We start from the raw sequence: 16994 nt of genomic DNA on the forward strand, positions 1-16994 counted from the left end.
GAAGGCAGACTTTTTTAGACCTCTTTAATTAGGCTTTACCAATTAATCCACGTGCTACGATTTCTTTCATAATTTCATTTGTTCCACCGTAAATACGTTGAATACGGGCATCTACAAAGAAACGTGAAATTGGATATTCTGTCATATAGCCATAACCACCAAACAGTTGCAGTAAATTATCTGCCACTTTCATTTGCATATCACTACTGAAACTTTTCAATGCGGCAGCTGTTTCAACATCCAGTTTGCCTTCTTGATATAAAGCTAGATTTTTGTCATAAAAAGCGGCTGTTGCCAGTTCATCAATTTTCGCTTGCGCTAAAACAAAACGTGTATTTTGGAACTGTGAAATTGGTTGACCAAATGCTTGACGTTCTTTGACATAAGTTGTTGTCAAGTCAATTGCTCCACGGATTGCTCCAAGTGCAGTAGCCGCAATTGCAGTACGCTCTCGTGGTAATTCTTGCATTAAATATGCAAAACCTTGCCCTGCTTGACCGAGCAACTGGTTTTTAGGTACTTTCACATTATCAAAAAACAGCTCCGAGGTATCTTGAGAATGTAAACCAATTTTGTCGAGATTGGTTCCCTTTTTAAAGCCTTCCAAATGAGTATCTGCCAATAATAACGACACACCTTTAGCACGGGCTTGAGGATCAGTTTTAACTGCGAGTACAACAAGATCAGCATGCTGTCCATTTGAAATAAATGTTTTTGAACCATTTAATAAATAATGGTCGTCTTGCAAAATGGCACTGGTACGCATTGACTGTAAATCCGAACCTGCTCCTGGTTCAGTCATACCGATCGCACCAACAACTTCACCTGTTACCATTTTCGGTAACCAATATTGTTTTTGCTCTTCTGACGCAATATGTAAAATATACGGCGCAGCAATTTCAGAGTGACAAGAAATAGCTGTTGATAATGCACAAAAACCAGCACGTGCAGACTCTTCTACTAACATTAATGAATAGTGCGTAGGAACACCGTAACCACCATATTCTTCAGGAACATCTACACATAAAAAGCCATTTTCGCCCAGTTGATTCCAGACTGAACGTGGCATAATTCCTTCACGTTCCCATTGGTCGTAATGTGGAGCAATATGCTCATTCATAAAACGTTTAAAATTATCACGGAATAATTCTAAATCTGCATCGTATGCCAACATAATATTTTCCTTCAGCTTTATTGTTTTATCGAATCTCATTGCTGTGCATGCTAATCATTTTTTTCACAACTGTCATGGCTTAGCTACTCATTAATACTGTACTTTTCAGTCAGCGAATAAAAAAGGAAGCCTGAGCTTCCTTTTTATGAATATTTATTTTTAGTGAGATGCTTCAGCAGTTATACTTTTCTGCTCAAGCATTTTTCTATCCACTTCTTCTGGATTATTTAAAGCATCATTGAGCTTATCTTTATCTAAAGCACCGACCCATTTTGCAACCACAATTGTTGCTAATGAGTTACCAACAAGGTTGGTTAATGCGCGAGCTTCAGACATGAAACGGTCAATACCTAAAATCAATGCCAAACCTGCAACTGGAATATGTCCTACAGCAGATAAAGTTGCTGCCATAACAATAAAGCCAGAGCCAGTTACACCTGCCGCACCCTTAGATGAAATTAAGAGCACTAATAACAAAGTGATCTGATGTTGAATATCAAGCTGCGTATTGGTTGCCTGAGCAATAAAGATTGCAGCCATGGTCAAATAAATTGACGTTCCATCAAGGTTAAATGAATAACCTGTTGGAATAACCAAACCGACGACTGATTTTTCACAACCTGCAATTTCAAGTTTACGCAACATACGAGGTAGAACAGATTCAGAAGAAGATGTACCAAGTACAATTAACAGCTCTTCGCGAATCAGGCGGATCATCTTCAAGATACTAAATCCACTCATACGGCTAATCGTTCCTAATATCAGGAAGATAAAGAGTAGACACGTAATATAGAAACAGAGAATTAATTGCCCTAACTGTACGAGTGAACCAACGCCATATTTACCAATGGTAAAGGCCATTGCACCAAATGCACCAATCGGAGCCAGTTTCATGACCATGTTCACAATGTTAAAGAACACATGTGCAACTTGATCAATGAATTTTAGAACTGGGCGTCCCGCATCACCTAACTTATGTAAAGCGAAACCAAAGAGAATTGCAAAAAGAAGGACTTGTAAGATTTCACCATTTGCAAATGCACCAACAACCGTATCAGGGATGATGTGCATTAAGAAATCAATGGTAGATTGTGACTCACCAGAACTGACGTATTTTTGAATGCCCGAAGTGTCTAGAGTTGTAGGGTCAATGTTCATCCCTACACCCGGTTTGGCAATGTTAATTACAACAAGGCCAATCAGAAGTGCAATTGTTGAAACAACTTCAAAATATAACAACGCGACGCCGCCAGTTTTTCCGACTGACTTCATGCTTTCCATGCCAGCAATACCGCTGACCACGGTACAGAAAATAACGGGGGCGATGATCATCTTGATCAAACGAATAAAGGCATCACCTAATGGCTTGAGTTGCTCACCTAAACCTGGGATATGTTGTTCGACACCATTGACAATTTGCGTTGTGCTTGGGGAAAAATGCCCTACCAAAACACCCGCAATAATCGCAATAATCACTTGAAAATAAAGTGATTTATAAATCGGTTTTTTAGCCATAACTTTACTTCAATCTATATTTCCAAGTCCGTTGGAAATACCAAAATGAAACGTCTATTCTTTACGAATACACAGCCCTAACCTTTCACATGAACACCGCAAAAGGGAAACGGTTCTTTGTAAACAAAAAACCTTCCTACTACCTCAATGAAAACAAAAAAAGTTGTTTTCTAAAACAGGAGAATACCTGAAGTTTCTAACCACTTTGAGTAGTTAGAAATAACCTCTTACTTTTTTAATAAAAAGCTGAAGATATAGGAGAATCACAGAAAATTATGATATGAGTGCTCAAAAAAGCACAAGAAAGTTTACTCGAATTAAATAACAATTCGGTTAATTTTTTGGCTAATACGCATAAAAAACACTCAGGCAACCCTAAGACTTTAGTATAAGAAACACTTTTGACATTTTTTCAGCAGTTTTTTATGTCATATTGATTAAACACTTGTGGACATTTCATTTTGAGCTGCCTACATCCCACATTTTTATTGCTTTTGAACGATGATGAATACTAAACGTAATATCTATAAAGATGCTGAACACCCTTTTGCTCAATATGTCCGTATTTTAGGGAAAGGAAAAAGTGGTTCCCGCTCTTTAAGCTATGAAGAAGCTTATCAGGCATTTACCATGATTTTGAAAGGTGAAGTGTTAGATGTACAGCTAGGCGCTTTTTTAATGTTGCTTCGGGTTAAAGAAGAATCTATTGATGAACTCGCAGGATTCGTGCAAGCCACTCGCGATCAACTTAATTTTAAGCCTTTAGATGTCGATTTAGACTGGTCATCTTATGCTGGAAAACGTAAACATTACCCATGGTTTTTATTAGCAGCTCTTACCCTTGCCCAACATGGTTATAAAATCGTTATGCATGGTGCTTCAGGCCATACGCTTAACCGCGTCTATACCGAGCAGGTTTTAGAATATCTCGATTACCCAATTTGTCATTCAGAACAAGAAATTCGTACACATCTAGCAGAGCAAAATTTTGCCTACTTACCACTAGAAGTGATTTCACCGGTTTTAAGTGAACTAATTTCTTTAAGAAATGTAATGGGCCTACGCTCACCTATTCATACTTTAGCCCGCTTAATTAATCCTTTTAATGCTAAGGCCACCTTGCAAGCGATATTCCACCCTGCCTACAGAACCTCTCATCAACATAGTGCACTGCGCTTAGGCTATCAGAATAGTGCAGTCATTAAGGGTGAAGGCGGTGAGTTTGAGCGAAATCCAGATGCAAAAACGTTAATTTGCGGTATTAAAAACGGTGAACTTTATGAGCATGAGTTACCGAAGCTTACGCCTGAACGTAGTCCAACTGAAGAAGAACTAGATTTAGCAACTTTTAAAGCTGTATGGTTAGGCCAACAGCACCATGAATATGGTGAAATGGCGGTCGTTGAAACCATGGGAATCGCGCTGTATGCCATGGGTGTAGTCAATAGCTATGATGATGCAATGGATAAAGCCAAAGCGTTGTGGAATAGTCGTTTCTAGTATACGAATGACCAAGGTTATATCAGATAGCCTTGGTTTTAAGGTTCAACATAATAAAAATCTGGCCAAAATGGATATTCCTGACCTGAAGAATGAATATTTCTTAGTTTCAAGTGATCACCTATTTTGATTGTAATCTTATTAGAATCGTAGGAACCCGAAAGATAAGCATCTCGTTGTTGACCAATAAGTGTCTTACAATATAAATGATGCGCTTTGATCTTTTGGGAGCTTCGTAATGTTTGCGACTCTAGCACCTGAATCCCAATCAATAACATGGGATAACCGTCGTTCTTTATACTTGTATATTCAGCTTGAGGTGAAGTGTATTTCTGACTCGCAACAACCTTCACGTTGAGTAAACATTCAATGGGTTGTTTCGCTAATGCAGCACCACTAAACAATGTGAGAAATAATAGTACGTAAACAGGTTTTAAACGTTTCATAGGATTCTTTATTATATTTTGATAAACATAAAAAAGCCCAGTAATCACTGAGCTTCTTAAATTAAACAAAACGAATCGGTTTAAATTCTGGTTCATGCTTGTGATGATCATCTTCACAAACTTCACCTTCTTCTTTCTTACCACGGTCAATATAACCAGTACGCTGTTCTTCCGGTAAGTTCTTTAACTCCCAAGCAATTACAGCTTGCATGCAAGTCTCACGCTGCTCTTTCGTTAAAACAACACCGTTTGGCCATTTACCAATTTCTACTGCTGTTTTTAATCGCTCTACAATCTCAGGATTTAAAACAGATAGCATTTGTTCAATATTCATGATTCATCTCTTTGAAAAGATTCAAAATCTTGGTTCCAACCAAGTTTGGTACGGCAAGCCATGTAAAAGTCATAACCTGGTGGATGCAATAGACTGAGTTTAAATGGATGTTTACGGATGTGTAAACTATCTCCAACATTCAGCGATACACTATGTTGCCCATCTGCACTCACCATCGGTAATACCCGATTTTTGCGAATGACGATTTTAATTTCACTTTGCCCGCCGACTACGATTGGGCGTGATGATAATGTGTGGGGATGCATTGGAACTAATGCAATGGCATCCATACTTGGATGTAAAATTGGTCCGCCACCAGATAAAGCATAAGCAGTTGATCCGGTTGGAGTAGAAACAATTAAACCATCACTATGTTGGCGATAGACATATTGACCATCAATGTTGAGTTCAAAGTCAATCATATGTACCGATTTACCCGAATGCAGCACCACATCATTTAGAGCAATTGCATCATAAATGACTTCACCATTCGTTCTCACTTCCATTTCAAGTAAGAAACGGCGATCAAGTTGGAAATGCCCTTGCAGCACTTGATCGAGTTTAAAAATAGCTTCAGAAGGTTTGATATCGGTTAAAAAACCTAAACGACCACGGTTAATTCCAATAACAGGCGTATTGTAACGAACCAAAGCCCTTGCGGCATGGAGTAACGAACCATCGCCTCCAACTACAATCACCAAATCAGCAACTTCACCTAATAAATGACGGCTCACTACCTGTGCATGATCATAGGGCACTAATTCGGCAGTTTCCTGATCAAAAATGGGGTTTAAGCCTAAATTCAACAAATGATCATGAATCAAACATAATGTTTCTACAACTGATGATTTATCTGGTCGACCTATTAACCCGACGTTTCTGAACGACTTATGTGAAATTTGCACGAATGAGTAAGCTCCGCTGCGATACGCGCCTATAATAACATTAACCCGATTAATTTAAAAAAACATAACAACAAGATACTGTAAAATTCAATATAAGTTTTCCATTTATTCACAGTTTTATCATTGCAAATTGATGACAAGCTATCGCATCATTATAGGCATTGTTAGGGTTTTATCTCATTTTTATGAAGTTTGAACGTGGTATCGGTTTCTTTGCGCTAATCTTTTCCATTTTGGTCATTGGTGCTTTTATTGCTCTTAGTATCTATCTGATTCGTTTAGATAATATTATCCGTGAAAAATTTGAAGGACAGCGATGGGATATTCCTGCCAAAGTCTTTGCACGTCCTTTGGAAATTTATAATAACGCGCCTATTAGCCAAGCAAATTTCGCTCAAGAATTAAAGCTACTGGGTTATAAAACTTCAAGTAGTTATGATAAATCTGGTACTTATGTTGCTCAAGGCAGCAATATGTATGTTCACACCCGTGGTTTTGACTATGGTGATAGTGTTGAACCAGAACAAGTATTAGAGTTAAATTTTGCAAATGATCAGGTTGTCGAAGTCCGAAGCACTAAACCCTCCTCAACTGGGGTAGCACGTCTAGAACCCTTACTCATTGGAGGAATTTATCCTCAGCACAATGAAGACCGTGTACTCATTAAACTCAATAGTGTTCCTAAACCACTCATTGAAGCTTTAATTTCTACCGAAGACCGTAACTTCTACCATCATCATGGCATTTCAATTCGTGGTACTGCCCGTGCGTTGGTGAGTAATGTTACAGGCGGAAGACGACAAGGCGGTTCAACCCTTACCCAACAATTAGTTAAAAATTTCTATCTCACACCTGAACGCACATTAAAACGTAAAGTTAATGAAGCATTAATGGCGTTATTGATTGAGTTGCACTACAGCAAAGATGAAATTTTGGAAGCCTATTTAAATGAAGTGAATCTTGGCCAAAATGGTAGCTACTCAATTAATGGTTACGGTCTAGCTTCACAATTTTATTTCGGTCTACCGCTACGTGAACTCAGTGTCGCACAACAAGCTTATTTAGTGGGTTTAGTTCAAGGACCTTCTTTATATAACCCTTGGAAAAACCCTGAAGGTGCAAAAAAACGCCGCGATACCGTGTTAAATAACATGCTTGTGATGGGTTATTTAACTCAAGCCGAATATGAAAATGAAATTGCACGTCCTTTAAATGTATTAAGTAAACCAAGTTTAGGCCCTGCAAAATTCCCAGACTTTTTAGATATTGTACGTCGTCAATTACGTACAGAGTATCAAGAAAGCGATTTAACCAATCAAGGCTTGCGTATTTTCACAACACTGGACCCAATTGCTCAGACTCAAGTTCAAGATGCTTTCAAAGCCTCTGTAGATCGTTTGACTAGTAGCAATCCTTCACGTTTGAAAAACTTGCAAGGTGCAGTGCTGATTGCACATCCTGAAAATGGTGAGTTAATTGCAGCAGTTGGCTCTACACAAGACTTTACTGGTTTTAACCGTGCTTTAGATGCGAAACGTCAAGTCGGTTCTTTATTGAAACCCGTGATTTATTTAAGTGCTATTGAATCTGGACGATATAACTGGGCAAGCCAAATTGAAGATGCACCGATTAGTGTTCCTGTAGACGGCGGTAAAAGCTGGACACCGAAAAACTATAGTGGTGGTGGACATGGCATTGTAAGCTTGAGTGAAGCACTAGCAAATTCATATAACCTTTCTGCTGTACGTTTAGGTCAAGAATTCGGTTTATCTACGTTTACCAATAATTTAAGAAAATTTGGTGTTGAATCACCAATTCCGGCCTACCCTTCTATTTTCCTCGGTGCAGTTAATATGTCACCAATGGAAGTACTTGGAATTTACGAAAACTTCGCTACAGGCGGCTTCAAATATCCAACTCGCGCAATTCGCTCTGTTGTAGATGCAAATGGTCGTTTGCTTGATCGTTACGGTCTGAATGTACAACAAACGATTGATCCATCTGTTGGCTATATCATGAATTATGGTCTACAACAGGTCATGTCTTCAGGTACAGGCCGTTCAGCATATAGCAGCTTAGCGCCAACTTTAAAATTAGCAGGTAAATCTGGTACGACGAACGATACACGTGACTCATGGTTTGCAGGCTATTCAGGCAATCATGTGGCTGTGGTATGGCTAGGTTTAGATGATAATAAAGTGACTGGTTTAACTGGTTCATCGGGGGCATTGCCTGTGTGGACAAGTGTAATGAAGCAATTACGCCAAACCCCTGTAAATTTACGTCAACCAGACACCGTACAATGGCAGTGGATTGATCGTGCATCAGGTGATTTATCTGCGCAGGCTTGTGATGGTGCTATGTATATTCCAATGCTAACGCATACAGTTCCACATCGTGCTACGCCATGTGCAGCGCCTTATTATCAAGTTGATCCAACATATACGCCACAAAGTGATAACACAACACCAGCTTCTCAACCGGATAATACCGATAACTATATTCGTGATAGTGAAAATCAGATGCAACAAGATCTGTCCAATAACTCACATGTGATTTCAAGTGGTAGTTATAACAACTAAGCGTTAACAGGAAAGTAGGATATGTTGAAGAAAGGTGTTTTTTATATTGGTGCTGTACTTATGGTCGGTTGTACAACTCTGCCTGATCATTCTGAGTCCAAAGAGAAAACACCAACTCCACCTGTGAAGAAAAATACGGAAACTCCATCAGGTGTAAAAATTACACCTTATGAGCATCCAGAAATTCAACGCAAAAATTTACAGGTTATTATTCCACAGCAAAAGAAGGTCCAACGCTTTAATGATGATGGAAGTCAGTTACCTGCATTTAAAGTCTTAATGCAAAAAACACAGCAGGCTTACAAAAATCAGCAGTGGTCAGAAGCTGAACGCTATGCGCTTCAAGCACAGCGTTTAGCACCACAAGCGGCTGAGACTTATTTATTTCTTGCACTTACGGCAAATCATAAACAGCAATATTCTAATGCTGAGTCTTTGGCACGACGTGGTTTGAGTTTTTCTCAAAGTCAGGCAATGAAAAAGCAGCTTTGGTTGACTATTTTAAAAGCTGGACAGCAACGTAATAATCAAAAAACTATTCAAGAAGCTGAGCAAGCATTAAAAGCACTCTAGCTTTTAATGCTTGTTTATTTTCTTATTAGAAATTACGAATGCCTGCTAAGCCATATGCGCCATGCTGCTGTGCAGTGGCTAAATCATTAGGATGCACTCCTCCCAATGCAAAAACTGGAATTTGGCTATTTTGAGCTAGATCAGCGAAACGCTCCCAGCCTAACGCCACGGCTTCTGGATGAGTTACTGTTGGTTTTACTGGACTAATAAAAGCTGCATCACAGCCAATCTGCTCAGCCTGTTTTAAAGAAACTGCATCGTGACAAGCTGCAATATATCGTAAACCGACCTTTAAATCGCCCTTATGCAAATTCATGAGCTGAGATTGTTTTAAATGAACGGTCTTAATCTGCTTTTTTAACTCAGGACTTAACTGCTGCCAAATATCAATATTAATGATTAAATTTGATAACTGATTTTCATGTAAAGTGCTTAATTGCTCTATAAATTGCTGTTCAGATTCATCTTCTATACGCCAATACAATAAAGCATCACTACTTTCTACCGATGCAAACATATTGCTGATTTTGATGAGATGGGGCCAAGAGAGTCGTTTTATAATGTCTTTATTCGCTTTTGGAAAGTTTAAGTGAAGTAACTGTTCCCGTGTGTACCATACCCATGGTTGGTGAATAAGATTTAATAGTTCATCAGGCACATAACTATGGAATAAATGTAAATTGACAATAATGTCATCATACTCATGGTGAATATAATCAAATTGATGCCAATCTTTTAAACCGATACCGACTTCTTCATAGATTTCACGGCGACAAGCTTCTTCGGGTGTTTCACGCTGCTCAACTTTGCCACCAGGAAACTCATGCTTTCCACCTTGATGCTGCTCCTCCCCACGCCATCCAACTAATATTTTTCCACGATGGATCAAGATTGCTATAGCGACATCGACTATCGGTTTGGGCATTTTTCTACTCTCTAAAATTTTTCTCAAGTGTAAGCAAATTTTATCATTTTATAAAATTTTTAAAATCTCATTGACAGACCTATTCGATAATGATTATCATTTAAATCGTTCAAGAACATACCACGGAGCACAACAAATGAACGCACCTTTTAGCCTATTTACCCGTAACAATGAAACAGCTCATGCCTTACCAATGTTACATTCTAATAACCTCTTTGCATTAGGCCGTGAAATCCGCATTATGCATGCTGGCGAGGAATATCGTTTACGCCTCACTCGTAATAATCGTCTTATTTTAACTAAATAAAAAATACACTCGCGTTTCAATAACATTCGTGGGAAAACAAAAAATGGATAGCATGGGTAACCATGCTATTTTTTATAAAGGAAGATTAGCCTCCACCTTCAAACCACCCAGTTCGGCATGCATAAAATGTAATTCACCATTATGCAATTCAATAATTTTTCGTGTAATCGAAATTCCTAACCCTGAACCTTGCTGCTGAGTGCCTAATACCCGAAAAAAACGCTGCCCTAAACGTTGCAACACCTCATCGTCTACACCATTTCCTGCATCTTCTATAGAAACCTTAATTTGCTGTTCATCCTGACTAATCTCAACACGAATAGAGCCTAAAGCTGGGCTATAACGAATGGCGTTATCAAATAAATTTCTAAACGCAATAAAGAGTAATTCTTCATTCGCAAACGTTTTAGTTTCTATTGATAAGGTATTTGTCTCTATCAGCATCTGTTTAGCTTGCGCATCCAAATTCACACTTTCTATGACTCGGGCTAATAAGTAATTTAAATCGATAATAGTTTTAGGAAGTTCGGGCTGATCTGCTTCATTAGGTTCCAAGCGGGCAAGAAGGAGTAAGTTTTCAAGTATTTTTGTACTTTTTGAAACATCTTCTTGTATACGCTCAAAGTCCTGATGAAGTTCTGGAACTTGCTGATATTTACGTTGTAAAACCTGAAGACGCATTTGTATTGCAGATAATGGAGATCGTAACTCATGAGAAGCATCTGCGGTAAAACGCTGTTCAGCTACTAATGCCCTTTGCAGCCTTGCGAGTAACTGGTTTATCGCATCTATAACAGGTTGAATTTCTGTAATGACATCTGGGTCTTGAATAGGTTCTAAATTTGATGCAGTTTTTTGAGCAATACGTTTAGATAATAAGTTTAGAGCAGCTAATTGCTGCTTGGTACACCAACGTACAATTGCCCATTGTAAAAGCCAGAATAACACCATGAGTGCACTATAGCCTGCAAGCGCTTTAAAAACCTCTTCAATACGGGTACTAATGGGCTGAAAGACTTCGACATGTAACTGTGAGTCCACTTGCTGGGCAGCAAGACTTCTCCATAATTGGCCATCAAACCAAAAATATGAAAAACCTTTTGACAAATTACCTTGTTCAAAAAGCTCATACTGATAGGTATCAGAATGAGTAAGTAATTGATCGGCATTTAATAATTCATACTGGATATCAAATTCATCACTCAGCTCATCAAATTGTCTCATAGGATGTTTTGAAAGATCTGAAACAAGCAAGGTATCTGAAATTTCATCCATGATTTCGTCTTGCACTGCCATGTTGTGATAAATAGAAAATATAGTGAGTAAGCTTAAAGCCAGTAGCCCCACCACGATACTACTCCACATCGTGGTTTTAACCAGTTGCGACTGCAAGGATGAGCGATTCGATTTCATTTTAAATCTCCCATACGGTAACCTAACCCCCGTATGGTTTTAATACAGTTACTTCCGATTTTTTTACGCAGCTGATAAATAAATACTTCTATTGCATTACTTTCAATTTCCTCACCCCATGCATAGAGTGCCTCTTCTAATTGATCTCTTGTAATAATATGTTCAGGCCGCACCATCAACTTACGTAATATTTGGAATTCTTTTGCTGTTAAATCAATAGAGTTTCCAGCACATAATACAACTTTCGCTTGTGTATCAAGTTGCAGATTTCTCCACACTAAGATTGATTGCTGACTCAAAGTTTGTTTGCGTAGTTGAGCGCGGATTCGCGCAGATAATTCTTCTAAACTAAAAGGTTTAACCAAGTAATCATTTGCACCTAAATCTAGTCCTTCTACCCGGTCATGAATACTGTCACGGGCTGTAATAAAAATAACTGGAACATTTTTTTGTTTATGACGGATCGTTGTTAAAACTTTTTCGCCCGCTAATTGCGGCAGTCCTCGATCAAGCAAAATACAGCCATAGTCATGCTGTTCGATTGCTGTAAGCGCATAATCCCCTCTTTCCACCCAATCGACCTGATAACCGTCTAACTCTAACCATGATTGAATACTTTCAGCTTGAGAGCGATCATCTTCTGCAAGCAAAATTCTCATCTATTTTTCCTGTTATATCCTGATTTGATCTTGCCAAGCCTTTATAAAAAAAGCAAAGCCGCATCATTTAAATGCGGCTAAAAGTAGCAGACTAGAGACCAACTTTAGAACTGAACTTGATTCACATCAATTTCTACACGTTTTAAAGGCTTATAGTCGATATCTACCTCACCAATTAAAGTCACATTTGTACTTGGTGAAATAGGATGACCTTGCCAAAGTTCATCATCTACATCAATTGTAATGCTACCGGTCTTATCACGAAATTGGTATTTTTCATCGCCTAAAGATTTTACAACCTGACCACGTACTTTTACCGTTGTATTATCTTTCACTGTTAATACATGCTTAATAGTTGTTACAGATACTGGAGCAATTGCTGACTGATTCACAGGTGTATTCGCCATAGCTACACCAGAGGCTGTTAGACCTGTAGTCAGGATCATTGCTTTAAGCATTTTCATCAAACCACCTTTAAAATCACATCTTGGAATAACATAAGTTCATCATGTATAAATGAGGTGAATCTTAAGAAAAATTTAATTTAATGGCACAACTCGTAATACCTCTTCCAATGTCGTAAGGCCATCAATTACTTTACGAGCACCCGCAATTCTTAAGGGTTCTATACCTTCTTTTTTAGTTTGTGTTCTCAAATCATTTAATGTCATATGGCTACTGATAAGATGCTTCAGCTCAAGACTTACTGGCATAAATTCATAAATACCGATTCGTCCCTTATAACCTGTATGACGACATTGTTCACACCCTACTGCCTGATACACTCTTTCTGGCATTTCCATAATGTAGTCGAATGTTAAATGTTGCCATTCGTCCTCATTAATATGAGTTTGTTGTTTACAATGGGGACAAAGCTGTCGTACTAACCGCTGTGCGAGAACACCCAAAATTGTGGCTGCTGTCAAGAATGGTTGCACGCCTAAATCATGCAAGCGAGTCAAACTAGACGGCGCATCATTGGTATGTAAAGTTGATAATACCAAATGACCTGTTAATGCAGCCTGAATGGCCATATTCGCTGTATCTTGATCACGAATTTCCCCAATCATAATAATGTCAGGGTCTTGACGCATGAGCGCACGAACACCATCTGCAAAGCCTAATTCAACTGCATTGTTGACCTGCATCTGGTTAAAACTAGGCTCTAACATTTCAATTGGATCTTCAATGGTACAGACATTGACCTGATCTGTTGCAAGCTGCTTTAACGAAGAATATAGCGTTGTCGTTTTACCTGAACCTGTAGGACCAGTGACTAAAATAATGCCATGGCTATTTTTTGTTAACTGTTGCCACTGTTGTAATAAGCTCTCTTCAAAACCCAGTTGATGAAAAGAACGTACCAAGACATCGGGATCGAAAATACGCATAACCAGTTTTTCACCAAATGCAGTGGGCAAGGTCGATAAACGTAGCTCTGTTTCTTGGCCCTTTGGTGTCCGAGTTTTTAATCGACCATCTTGCGGTTTGCGCTTTTCGGCGACATTTAAACGTCCTAAAATCTTAATACGTGCAATCACTGCGGTTAGCGTATTTGAAGGCATGTTATAAATGGTGTGCAAAACACCATCGATACGGAACCTGACTTTGCCATTGTCCTTACGCGGTTCCATATGAATGTCACTGGCACTTTGTTCAAAAGCGAACTGTAAAATCCAGTCGACTAATTTCACAATATGCTGATCATTGGCATCAGGATTTTGACTATCCCCAAGTTGTAAAAGAGCCTCAACATTTTTGTTATCACGATCATGAGCTGCATCTTTTTGAGCTGAGTTTACCGCTCGACTGACCTGATAATATTCTCGTAAATAACGTTGCAACTGTTCGGGATTAAGTAATACCCGCTCAATTTTTTTAGGAGCTAGACTTCGTTCAAGATTATTGAGCCAATCTGTTTGAAATGGCTGGTCTGTTCCAATCACAATTCGATCGGCATGGATTTCAACAGCTAAAATATGATTACGAATGGCAAATTCTTGCGACATTACCTGTGTTAAAGCACTCACATCTGCTTTTAAAGGATCAATCACAAATAAAGGTAGCTGAACCCGATCTGCAAACCATAAACACAAACGGTTTAAACTTAAATGGGCCTGTGTGTGCTGCTGATCTTTTAAATTAAAATGTGCAATCCACTGTAAAGGATGCCACTTCAACTGATCTTTTTGGCGGTGGCTTGACTGTACCAGTAATTTATCTCGTTCTGTGATACGGCCTTCTTGTAATAGTTGTTCTAGACACCAATAGGTATCTATTTCTACATGTGCATTCATGCGTTATCCCCAATATATTTTCATAATATAGCAGAGATGTTTTAGATTTAGCTCACCCCAAAATCGTTAAATCCATTATTTAAATATCCTTCAACTTCAAATAATTAAACCAATTCTCAACTTGATATTTTTTTGCGTCATAGGTCATGTTTATAAAAATATTTTGTATGTTGCTATGCCTAAAAAAGATACTATGCTGACTATAATAAAAAGCATAAACTGGAAACGAACACATGATTTTAAAATGATTAAAATCCACATATAACGATAAGCATAAGAGGAAGTAACATGGAACTTCCAATGACAATGTCATTACAAACTGCATCCTTTGAGGAATTCATTACTATAATTGCTGCTGCCCTTGGCTGTGGCTTATTAATTGGTTTAGAACGAGAGCGCAGTAAACTCAAACACGAATATAAAACTTTCGCTGGTTTCAGATCTTTTGCAATTAGTGCTTTATTAGGCGCGATCTGTTTTTTATTCGGCATTTCAATTGGGATTGTTGGAGCTTTAATCATCGGTGCAATCAGCATCGTTTCCCTCAAAAACCAGCCAAATGATCCGGGCGTTACTACCGAACTTGCATTTATCATGACTTATTTCATTGGAGCACTCTGTATTTGGAATATTTCATTGGCAGCAAGTTTAGCAGTCATCATGACCGCTATCTTAATAGCTAAGCAGTCTATGCATGGTATCGCCAGTCAGTGGATTACCGAAGCAGAATTACGCGATGGAATTTTTCTACTCGCCCTACTTTTAATTGCTTTACCTTTAGTCCCGAATAAGCCCTTTTGGGGACCAGTTTTAAATCCTCATGTTATTTTAAAATTGCTCACTTTAATTTTATTTGTACAGGCACTAGCTCATATTGCTAAACGATTATTATCTTCTAAAAATGCGCTATTACTTTCTTCTTTGGCTTCAGGTTTTGTTTCCAGTACAGTGGCCATTGCCACTTTAGGTTTAGAAGTACGCTCTGGTCGAGCAAATGCAACAACAAACGCGGGTGCAGCCCTGATGTCTTGCGTTTCAACGCTTATTCAAACTTTAATTATTGTGATCGGTATTAGCTTTGCTTGGTTTAAGCTCATTATATTTCCTACACTTATTGCATTAGTTGTTTTAGCCGTCTGGGCCTTCATTTTATTACGAAAAGCCGAACCTAGCACTTCGACTCCAGAATTAGATTCAAGAATGTTTAGTCTTAAAGAAGCCATTATTATTGCTGCAACACTCGCTATCATTCAGTCGGGGGTCTATGGCTTAAATTTATATTTAGGGGATGCCGGATTAATTGCGGGAACCCTACTCGCATCTTTATTTGAAATACATGCGGCTATTATCGCGGTAATTGTACAAGGTGAACCTGATAGTGCTCATATGTCCCCTTTATTAATTGCTTTTATGGGAGGCTTTGCAGTGCATGCTATTGCCAAAAGTATAAACTCTGCAATTTCGGGCGGGCTACCCTATGCTCTTGCTTTCGTTCCCGCCCAGCTGATTCATATGGCTATATTCATTACTTTACTTTGGCTCAACATCCATTGGTTCTAAAGTATAATTTATTGCACAGCAGAAGCTTTGACCATATCCACTACAGTAACTTCAATCTGACCGACTTTAAAATGAATATCGAAACTTGAAAATTTCATTTTATAAATTCTGTCTGGATCTTCTTGATAGGCAGGCCGAGGGTCTAAAGCCAATACCTGCTCAAGCTCATCAAGATATTGATCATTCATTTCTTTATTTTGTAAAAAATATTTTTGAGCATTTAGAGCAGGTTCAGACCAAATGACTGATTTACGCTCTGGTTCTGCATGTGCATAACCACTTTGTGCATCAGCAATCGCATCAGAATATTGAATATAGGGTTTGATATCTAGAATTGGAGTTCCATCTAATAAATCACTTCCTGTGACATACACTCGTACTGACTTACCGACTTTTTCCACTTTATTCAGCTTTACAACTGACAGTCCAATTGGAGATGGTCGATACATGCTACGTGTAGCAAATACGCCAATTTTTTCATTACCCCCTAAACGTGGAGGACGAACTTGCGGACGGAATTTATCTGCACTACCCTGATTTTTATTGTCATGAAACTGCCAAACTAGCCAGAGATGACTAAATTGTTCAATTCCCTCAAAAGCCAACAAGTCATTATAAGGTTCTACCATGTCGATATATGACTCGATATTTACCAAATTAGGCTGGCGTGGAATACCGAATTTTTCTCGATATGGAGAGCACATGTGGCCGATTATGGGAAGGGTGACAGAATTGATCATCACTTTTTCTTATAAACACAATTAAATATATTCAGTTTATCGGGAATGAATTTAGATTAGAATA

At 38.5% G+C, this 16994-nt stretch carries 16 protein-coding genes; 5 read left to right on the top strand and 11 right to left on the bottom strand.

Features of this window, described 5'->3' with window-relative positions; translation table 11 throughout:
- Nucleotides 1–28: 28 nt before the first annotated feature.
- Both I5515_RS02035 and I5515_RS02040 read right to left on the bottom strand, forming a co-directional pair.
- The gene (locus tag I5515_RS02035) at nt 29–1174 is read right to left on the bottom strand and encodes an acyl-CoA dehydrogenase family protein (protein ID WP_199964511.1); all 1146 of its coding nucleotides are present in this window, start codon (nt 1172–1174) and stop codon (nt 29–31) included.
- Nucleotides 1175–1333: 159 nt separating this feature from the next.
- Nucleotides 1334–2689 (bottom strand): dicarboxylate/amino acid:cation symporter, encoded by a 1356-nt coding sequence (locus I5515_RS02040; protein ID WP_199964512.1) that lies wholly within the window; start codon nt 2687–2689, stop codon nt 1334–1336.
- Between the two features lie 504 nt (nt 2690–3193).
- On the opposite strand from I5515_RS02040, the gene I5515_RS02045 reads away from it, so the two are divergent.
- Complete coding sequence (locus tag I5515_RS02045; protein WP_199964513.1) at nt 3194–4189, top strand: glycosyl transferase family protein; 996 nt, start codon at nt 3194–3196, stop codon at nt 4187–4189.
- 38 nt (nt 4190–4227) lie between these two features.
- Here the strand turns inward: I5515_RS02045 and I5515_RS02050 are convergent, their stop codons facing one another.
- The 3 genes from I5515_RS02050 to I5515_RS02060 all read right to left on the bottom strand — a co-directional run bounded on the left by I5515_RS02050 (nt 4228) and on the right by I5515_RS02060 (nt 5874).
- On the bottom strand, nt 4228–4635 hold the full coding sequence (locus I5515_RS02050; protein WP_199964514.1) for a hypothetical protein: 408 nt from the start codon (nt 4633–4635) through the stop codon (nt 4228–4230).
- A 61-nt stretch (nt 4636–4696) separates the two neighbouring features.
- Entirely contained in the window at nt 4697–4969 is a 273-nt protein-coding gene (locus I5515_RS02055) for a YeaC family protein (RefSeq protein ID WP_199964515.1), read from the bottom strand.
- Nucleotides 4966–5874, bottom strand: a complete 909-nt coding sequence (locus tag I5515_RS02060; protein ID WP_199964516.1) for an NAD(+) kinase — start codon at nt 5872–5874, stop codon at nt 4966–4968. The genes I5515_RS02055 and I5515_RS02060 overlap by 4 nt, the downstream gene beginning before the upstream one ends.
- Nucleotides 5875–6059: 185 nt before the next feature.
- Between I5515_RS02060 and mrcB the strand changes: the two genes are divergently transcribed.
- Nucleotides 6060–8456: a penicillin-binding protein 1B gene (mrcB, locus tag I5515_RS02065; protein WP_199964517.1), complete on the top strand. Its 2397-nt coding sequence runs from the start codon at nt 6060–6062 to the stop codon at nt 8454–8456.
- 21 nt (nt 8457–8477) lie between these two features.
- Entirely contained in the window at nt 8478–9029 is a 552-nt protein-coding gene (locus tag I5515_RS02070) for a tetratricopeptide repeat protein (RefSeq protein ID WP_199964518.1), read from the top strand.
- A 25-nt stretch (nt 9030–9054) separates the two neighbouring features.
- Here the strand turns inward: I5515_RS02070 and I5515_RS02075 are convergent, their stop codons facing one another.
- Nucleotides 9055–9954: an NUDIX domain-containing protein gene (locus tag I5515_RS02075; protein ID WP_199964519.1), complete on the bottom strand. Its 900-nt coding sequence runs from the start codon at nt 9952–9954 to the stop codon at nt 9055–9057.
- Between the two features lie 136 nt (nt 9955–10090).
- On the opposite strand from I5515_RS02075, the gene hemP reads away from it, so the two are divergent.
- The gene (hemP, locus tag I5515_RS02080; RefSeq protein ID WP_004643472.1) at nt 10091–10261 is read left to right on the top strand and encodes a hemin uptake protein HemP; all 171 of its coding nucleotides are present in this window, start codon (nt 10091–10093) and stop codon (nt 10259–10261) included.
- A 72-nt stretch (nt 10262–10333) separates the two neighbouring features.
- Here the strand turns inward: hemP and I5515_RS02085 are convergent, their stop codons facing one another.
- The 4 genes from I5515_RS02085 to I5515_RS02100 all read right to left on the bottom strand — a co-directional run bounded on the left by I5515_RS02085 (nt 10334) and on the right by I5515_RS02100 (nt 14630).
- Nucleotides 10334–11674, bottom strand: coding sequence for a sensor histidine kinase (locus I5515_RS02085; RefSeq protein ID WP_199964520.1), 1341 nt, complete (start codon nt 11672–11674; stop codon nt 10334–10336).
- The gene (locus tag I5515_RS02090; protein ID WP_199964521.1) at nt 11671–12333 is read right to left on the bottom strand and encodes a response regulator transcription factor; all 663 of its coding nucleotides are present in this window, start codon (nt 12331–12333) and stop codon (nt 11671–11673) included. The genes I5515_RS02085 and I5515_RS02090 overlap by 4 nt, the downstream gene beginning before the upstream one ends.
- A 104-nt stretch (nt 12334–12437) precedes the next feature.
- Nucleotides 12438–12797, bottom strand: a complete 360-nt coding sequence (locus I5515_RS02095) for a NirD/YgiW/YdeI family stress tolerance protein (RefSeq protein ID WP_199964522.1) — start codon at nt 12795–12797, stop codon at nt 12438–12440.
- 75 nt (nt 12798–12872) lie between these two features.
- Nucleotides 12873–14630, bottom strand: coding sequence for a GspE/PulE family protein (locus I5515_RS02100; RefSeq protein WP_199964523.1), 1758 nt, complete (start codon nt 14628–14630; stop codon nt 12873–12875).
- Nucleotides 14631–14918: 288 nt separating this feature from the next.
- Here I5515_RS02100 and I5515_RS02105 point away from each other — a divergent pair, with 288 nt between their 5' ends.
- Nucleotides 14919–16190, top strand: a complete 1272-nt coding sequence (locus I5515_RS02105; protein ID WP_151826461.1) for an MgtC/SapB family protein — start codon at nt 14919–14921, stop codon at nt 16188–16190.
- Between the two features lie 8 nt (nt 16191–16198).
- Here the strand turns inward: I5515_RS02105 and tsaA are convergent, their stop codons facing one another.
- Nucleotides 16199–16930, bottom strand: coding sequence for a tRNA (N6-threonylcarbamoyladenosine(37)-N6)-methyltransferase TrmO (gene tsaA, locus I5515_RS02110; protein ID WP_199964524.1), 732 nt, complete (start codon nt 16928–16930; stop codon nt 16199–16201).
- Nucleotides 16931–16994: the final 64 nt, after the last annotated feature.

It is taken from the genome of Acinetobacter calcoaceticus, assembly GCF_016508255.1.
In the GTDB taxonomy this organism is placed as follows: domain Bacteria; phylum Pseudomonadota; class Gammaproteobacteria; order Pseudomonadales; family Moraxellaceae; genus Acinetobacter; species Acinetobacter calcoaceticus_E.

Bases quoted from the DNA above. Each gene is read 5' to 3' on its own strand.
- I5515_RS02035 (WP_199964511.1), bottom strand. From the start codon at position 1,174: ATGTTGGCATACGATGCAGATTTAGAATTATTCCGTGATAATTTTAAA.
- I5515_RS02040 (WP_199964512.1), bottom strand. From the start codon at position 2,689: ATGGCTAAAAAACCGATTTATAAATCACTTTATTTTCAAGTGATTATT.
- I5515_RS02045 (WP_199964513.1), top strand. From the start codon at position 3,194: ATGAATACTAAACGTAATATCTATAAAGATGCTGAACACCCTTTTGCT.
- I5515_RS02050 (WP_199964514.1), bottom strand. From the start codon at position 4,635: ATGAAACGTTTAAAACCTGTTTACGTACTATTATTTCTCACATTGTTT.
- I5515_RS02055 (WP_199964515.1), bottom strand. From the start codon at position 4,969: ATGAATATTGAACAAATGCTATCTGTTTTAAATCCTGAGATTGTAGAG.
- mrcB (WP_199964517.1), top strand. From the start codon at position 6,060: ATGAAGTTTGAACGTGGTATCGGTTTCTTTGCGCTAATCTTTTCCATT.
- I5515_RS02070 (WP_199964518.1), top strand. From the start codon at position 8,478: ATGTTGAAGAAAGGTGTTTTTTATATTGGTGCTGTACTTATGGTCGGT.
- I5515_RS02075 (WP_199964519.1), bottom strand. From the start codon at position 9,954: ATGCCCAAACCGATAGTCGATGTCGCTATAGCAATCTTGATCCATCGT.
- hemP (WP_004643472.1), top strand. From the start codon at position 10,091: ATGAACGCACCTTTTAGCCTATTTACCCGTAACAATGAAACAGCTCAT.
- I5515_RS02085 (WP_199964520.1), bottom strand. From the start codon at position 11,674: ATGAAATCGAATCGCTCATCCTTGCAGTCGCAACTGGTTAAAACCACG.
- I5515_RS02090 (WP_199964521.1), bottom strand. From the start codon at position 12,333: ATGAGAATTTTGCTTGCAGAAGATGATCGCTCTCAAGCTGAAAGTATT.
- I5515_RS02095 (WP_199964522.1), bottom strand. From the start codon at position 12,797: ATGAAAATGCTTAAAGCAATGATCCTGACTACAGGTCTAACAGCCTCT.
- I5515_RS02100 (WP_199964523.1), bottom strand. From the start codon at position 14,630: ATGAATGCACATGTAGAAATAGATACCTATTGGTGTCTAGAACAACTA.
- I5515_RS02105 (WP_151826461.1), top strand. From the start codon at position 14,919: ATGGAACTTCCAATGACAATGTCATTACAAACTGCATCCTTTGAGGAA.
- tsaA (WP_199964524.1), bottom strand. From the start codon at position 16,930: ATGATCAATTCTGTCACCCTTCCCATAATCGGCCACATGTGCTCTCCA.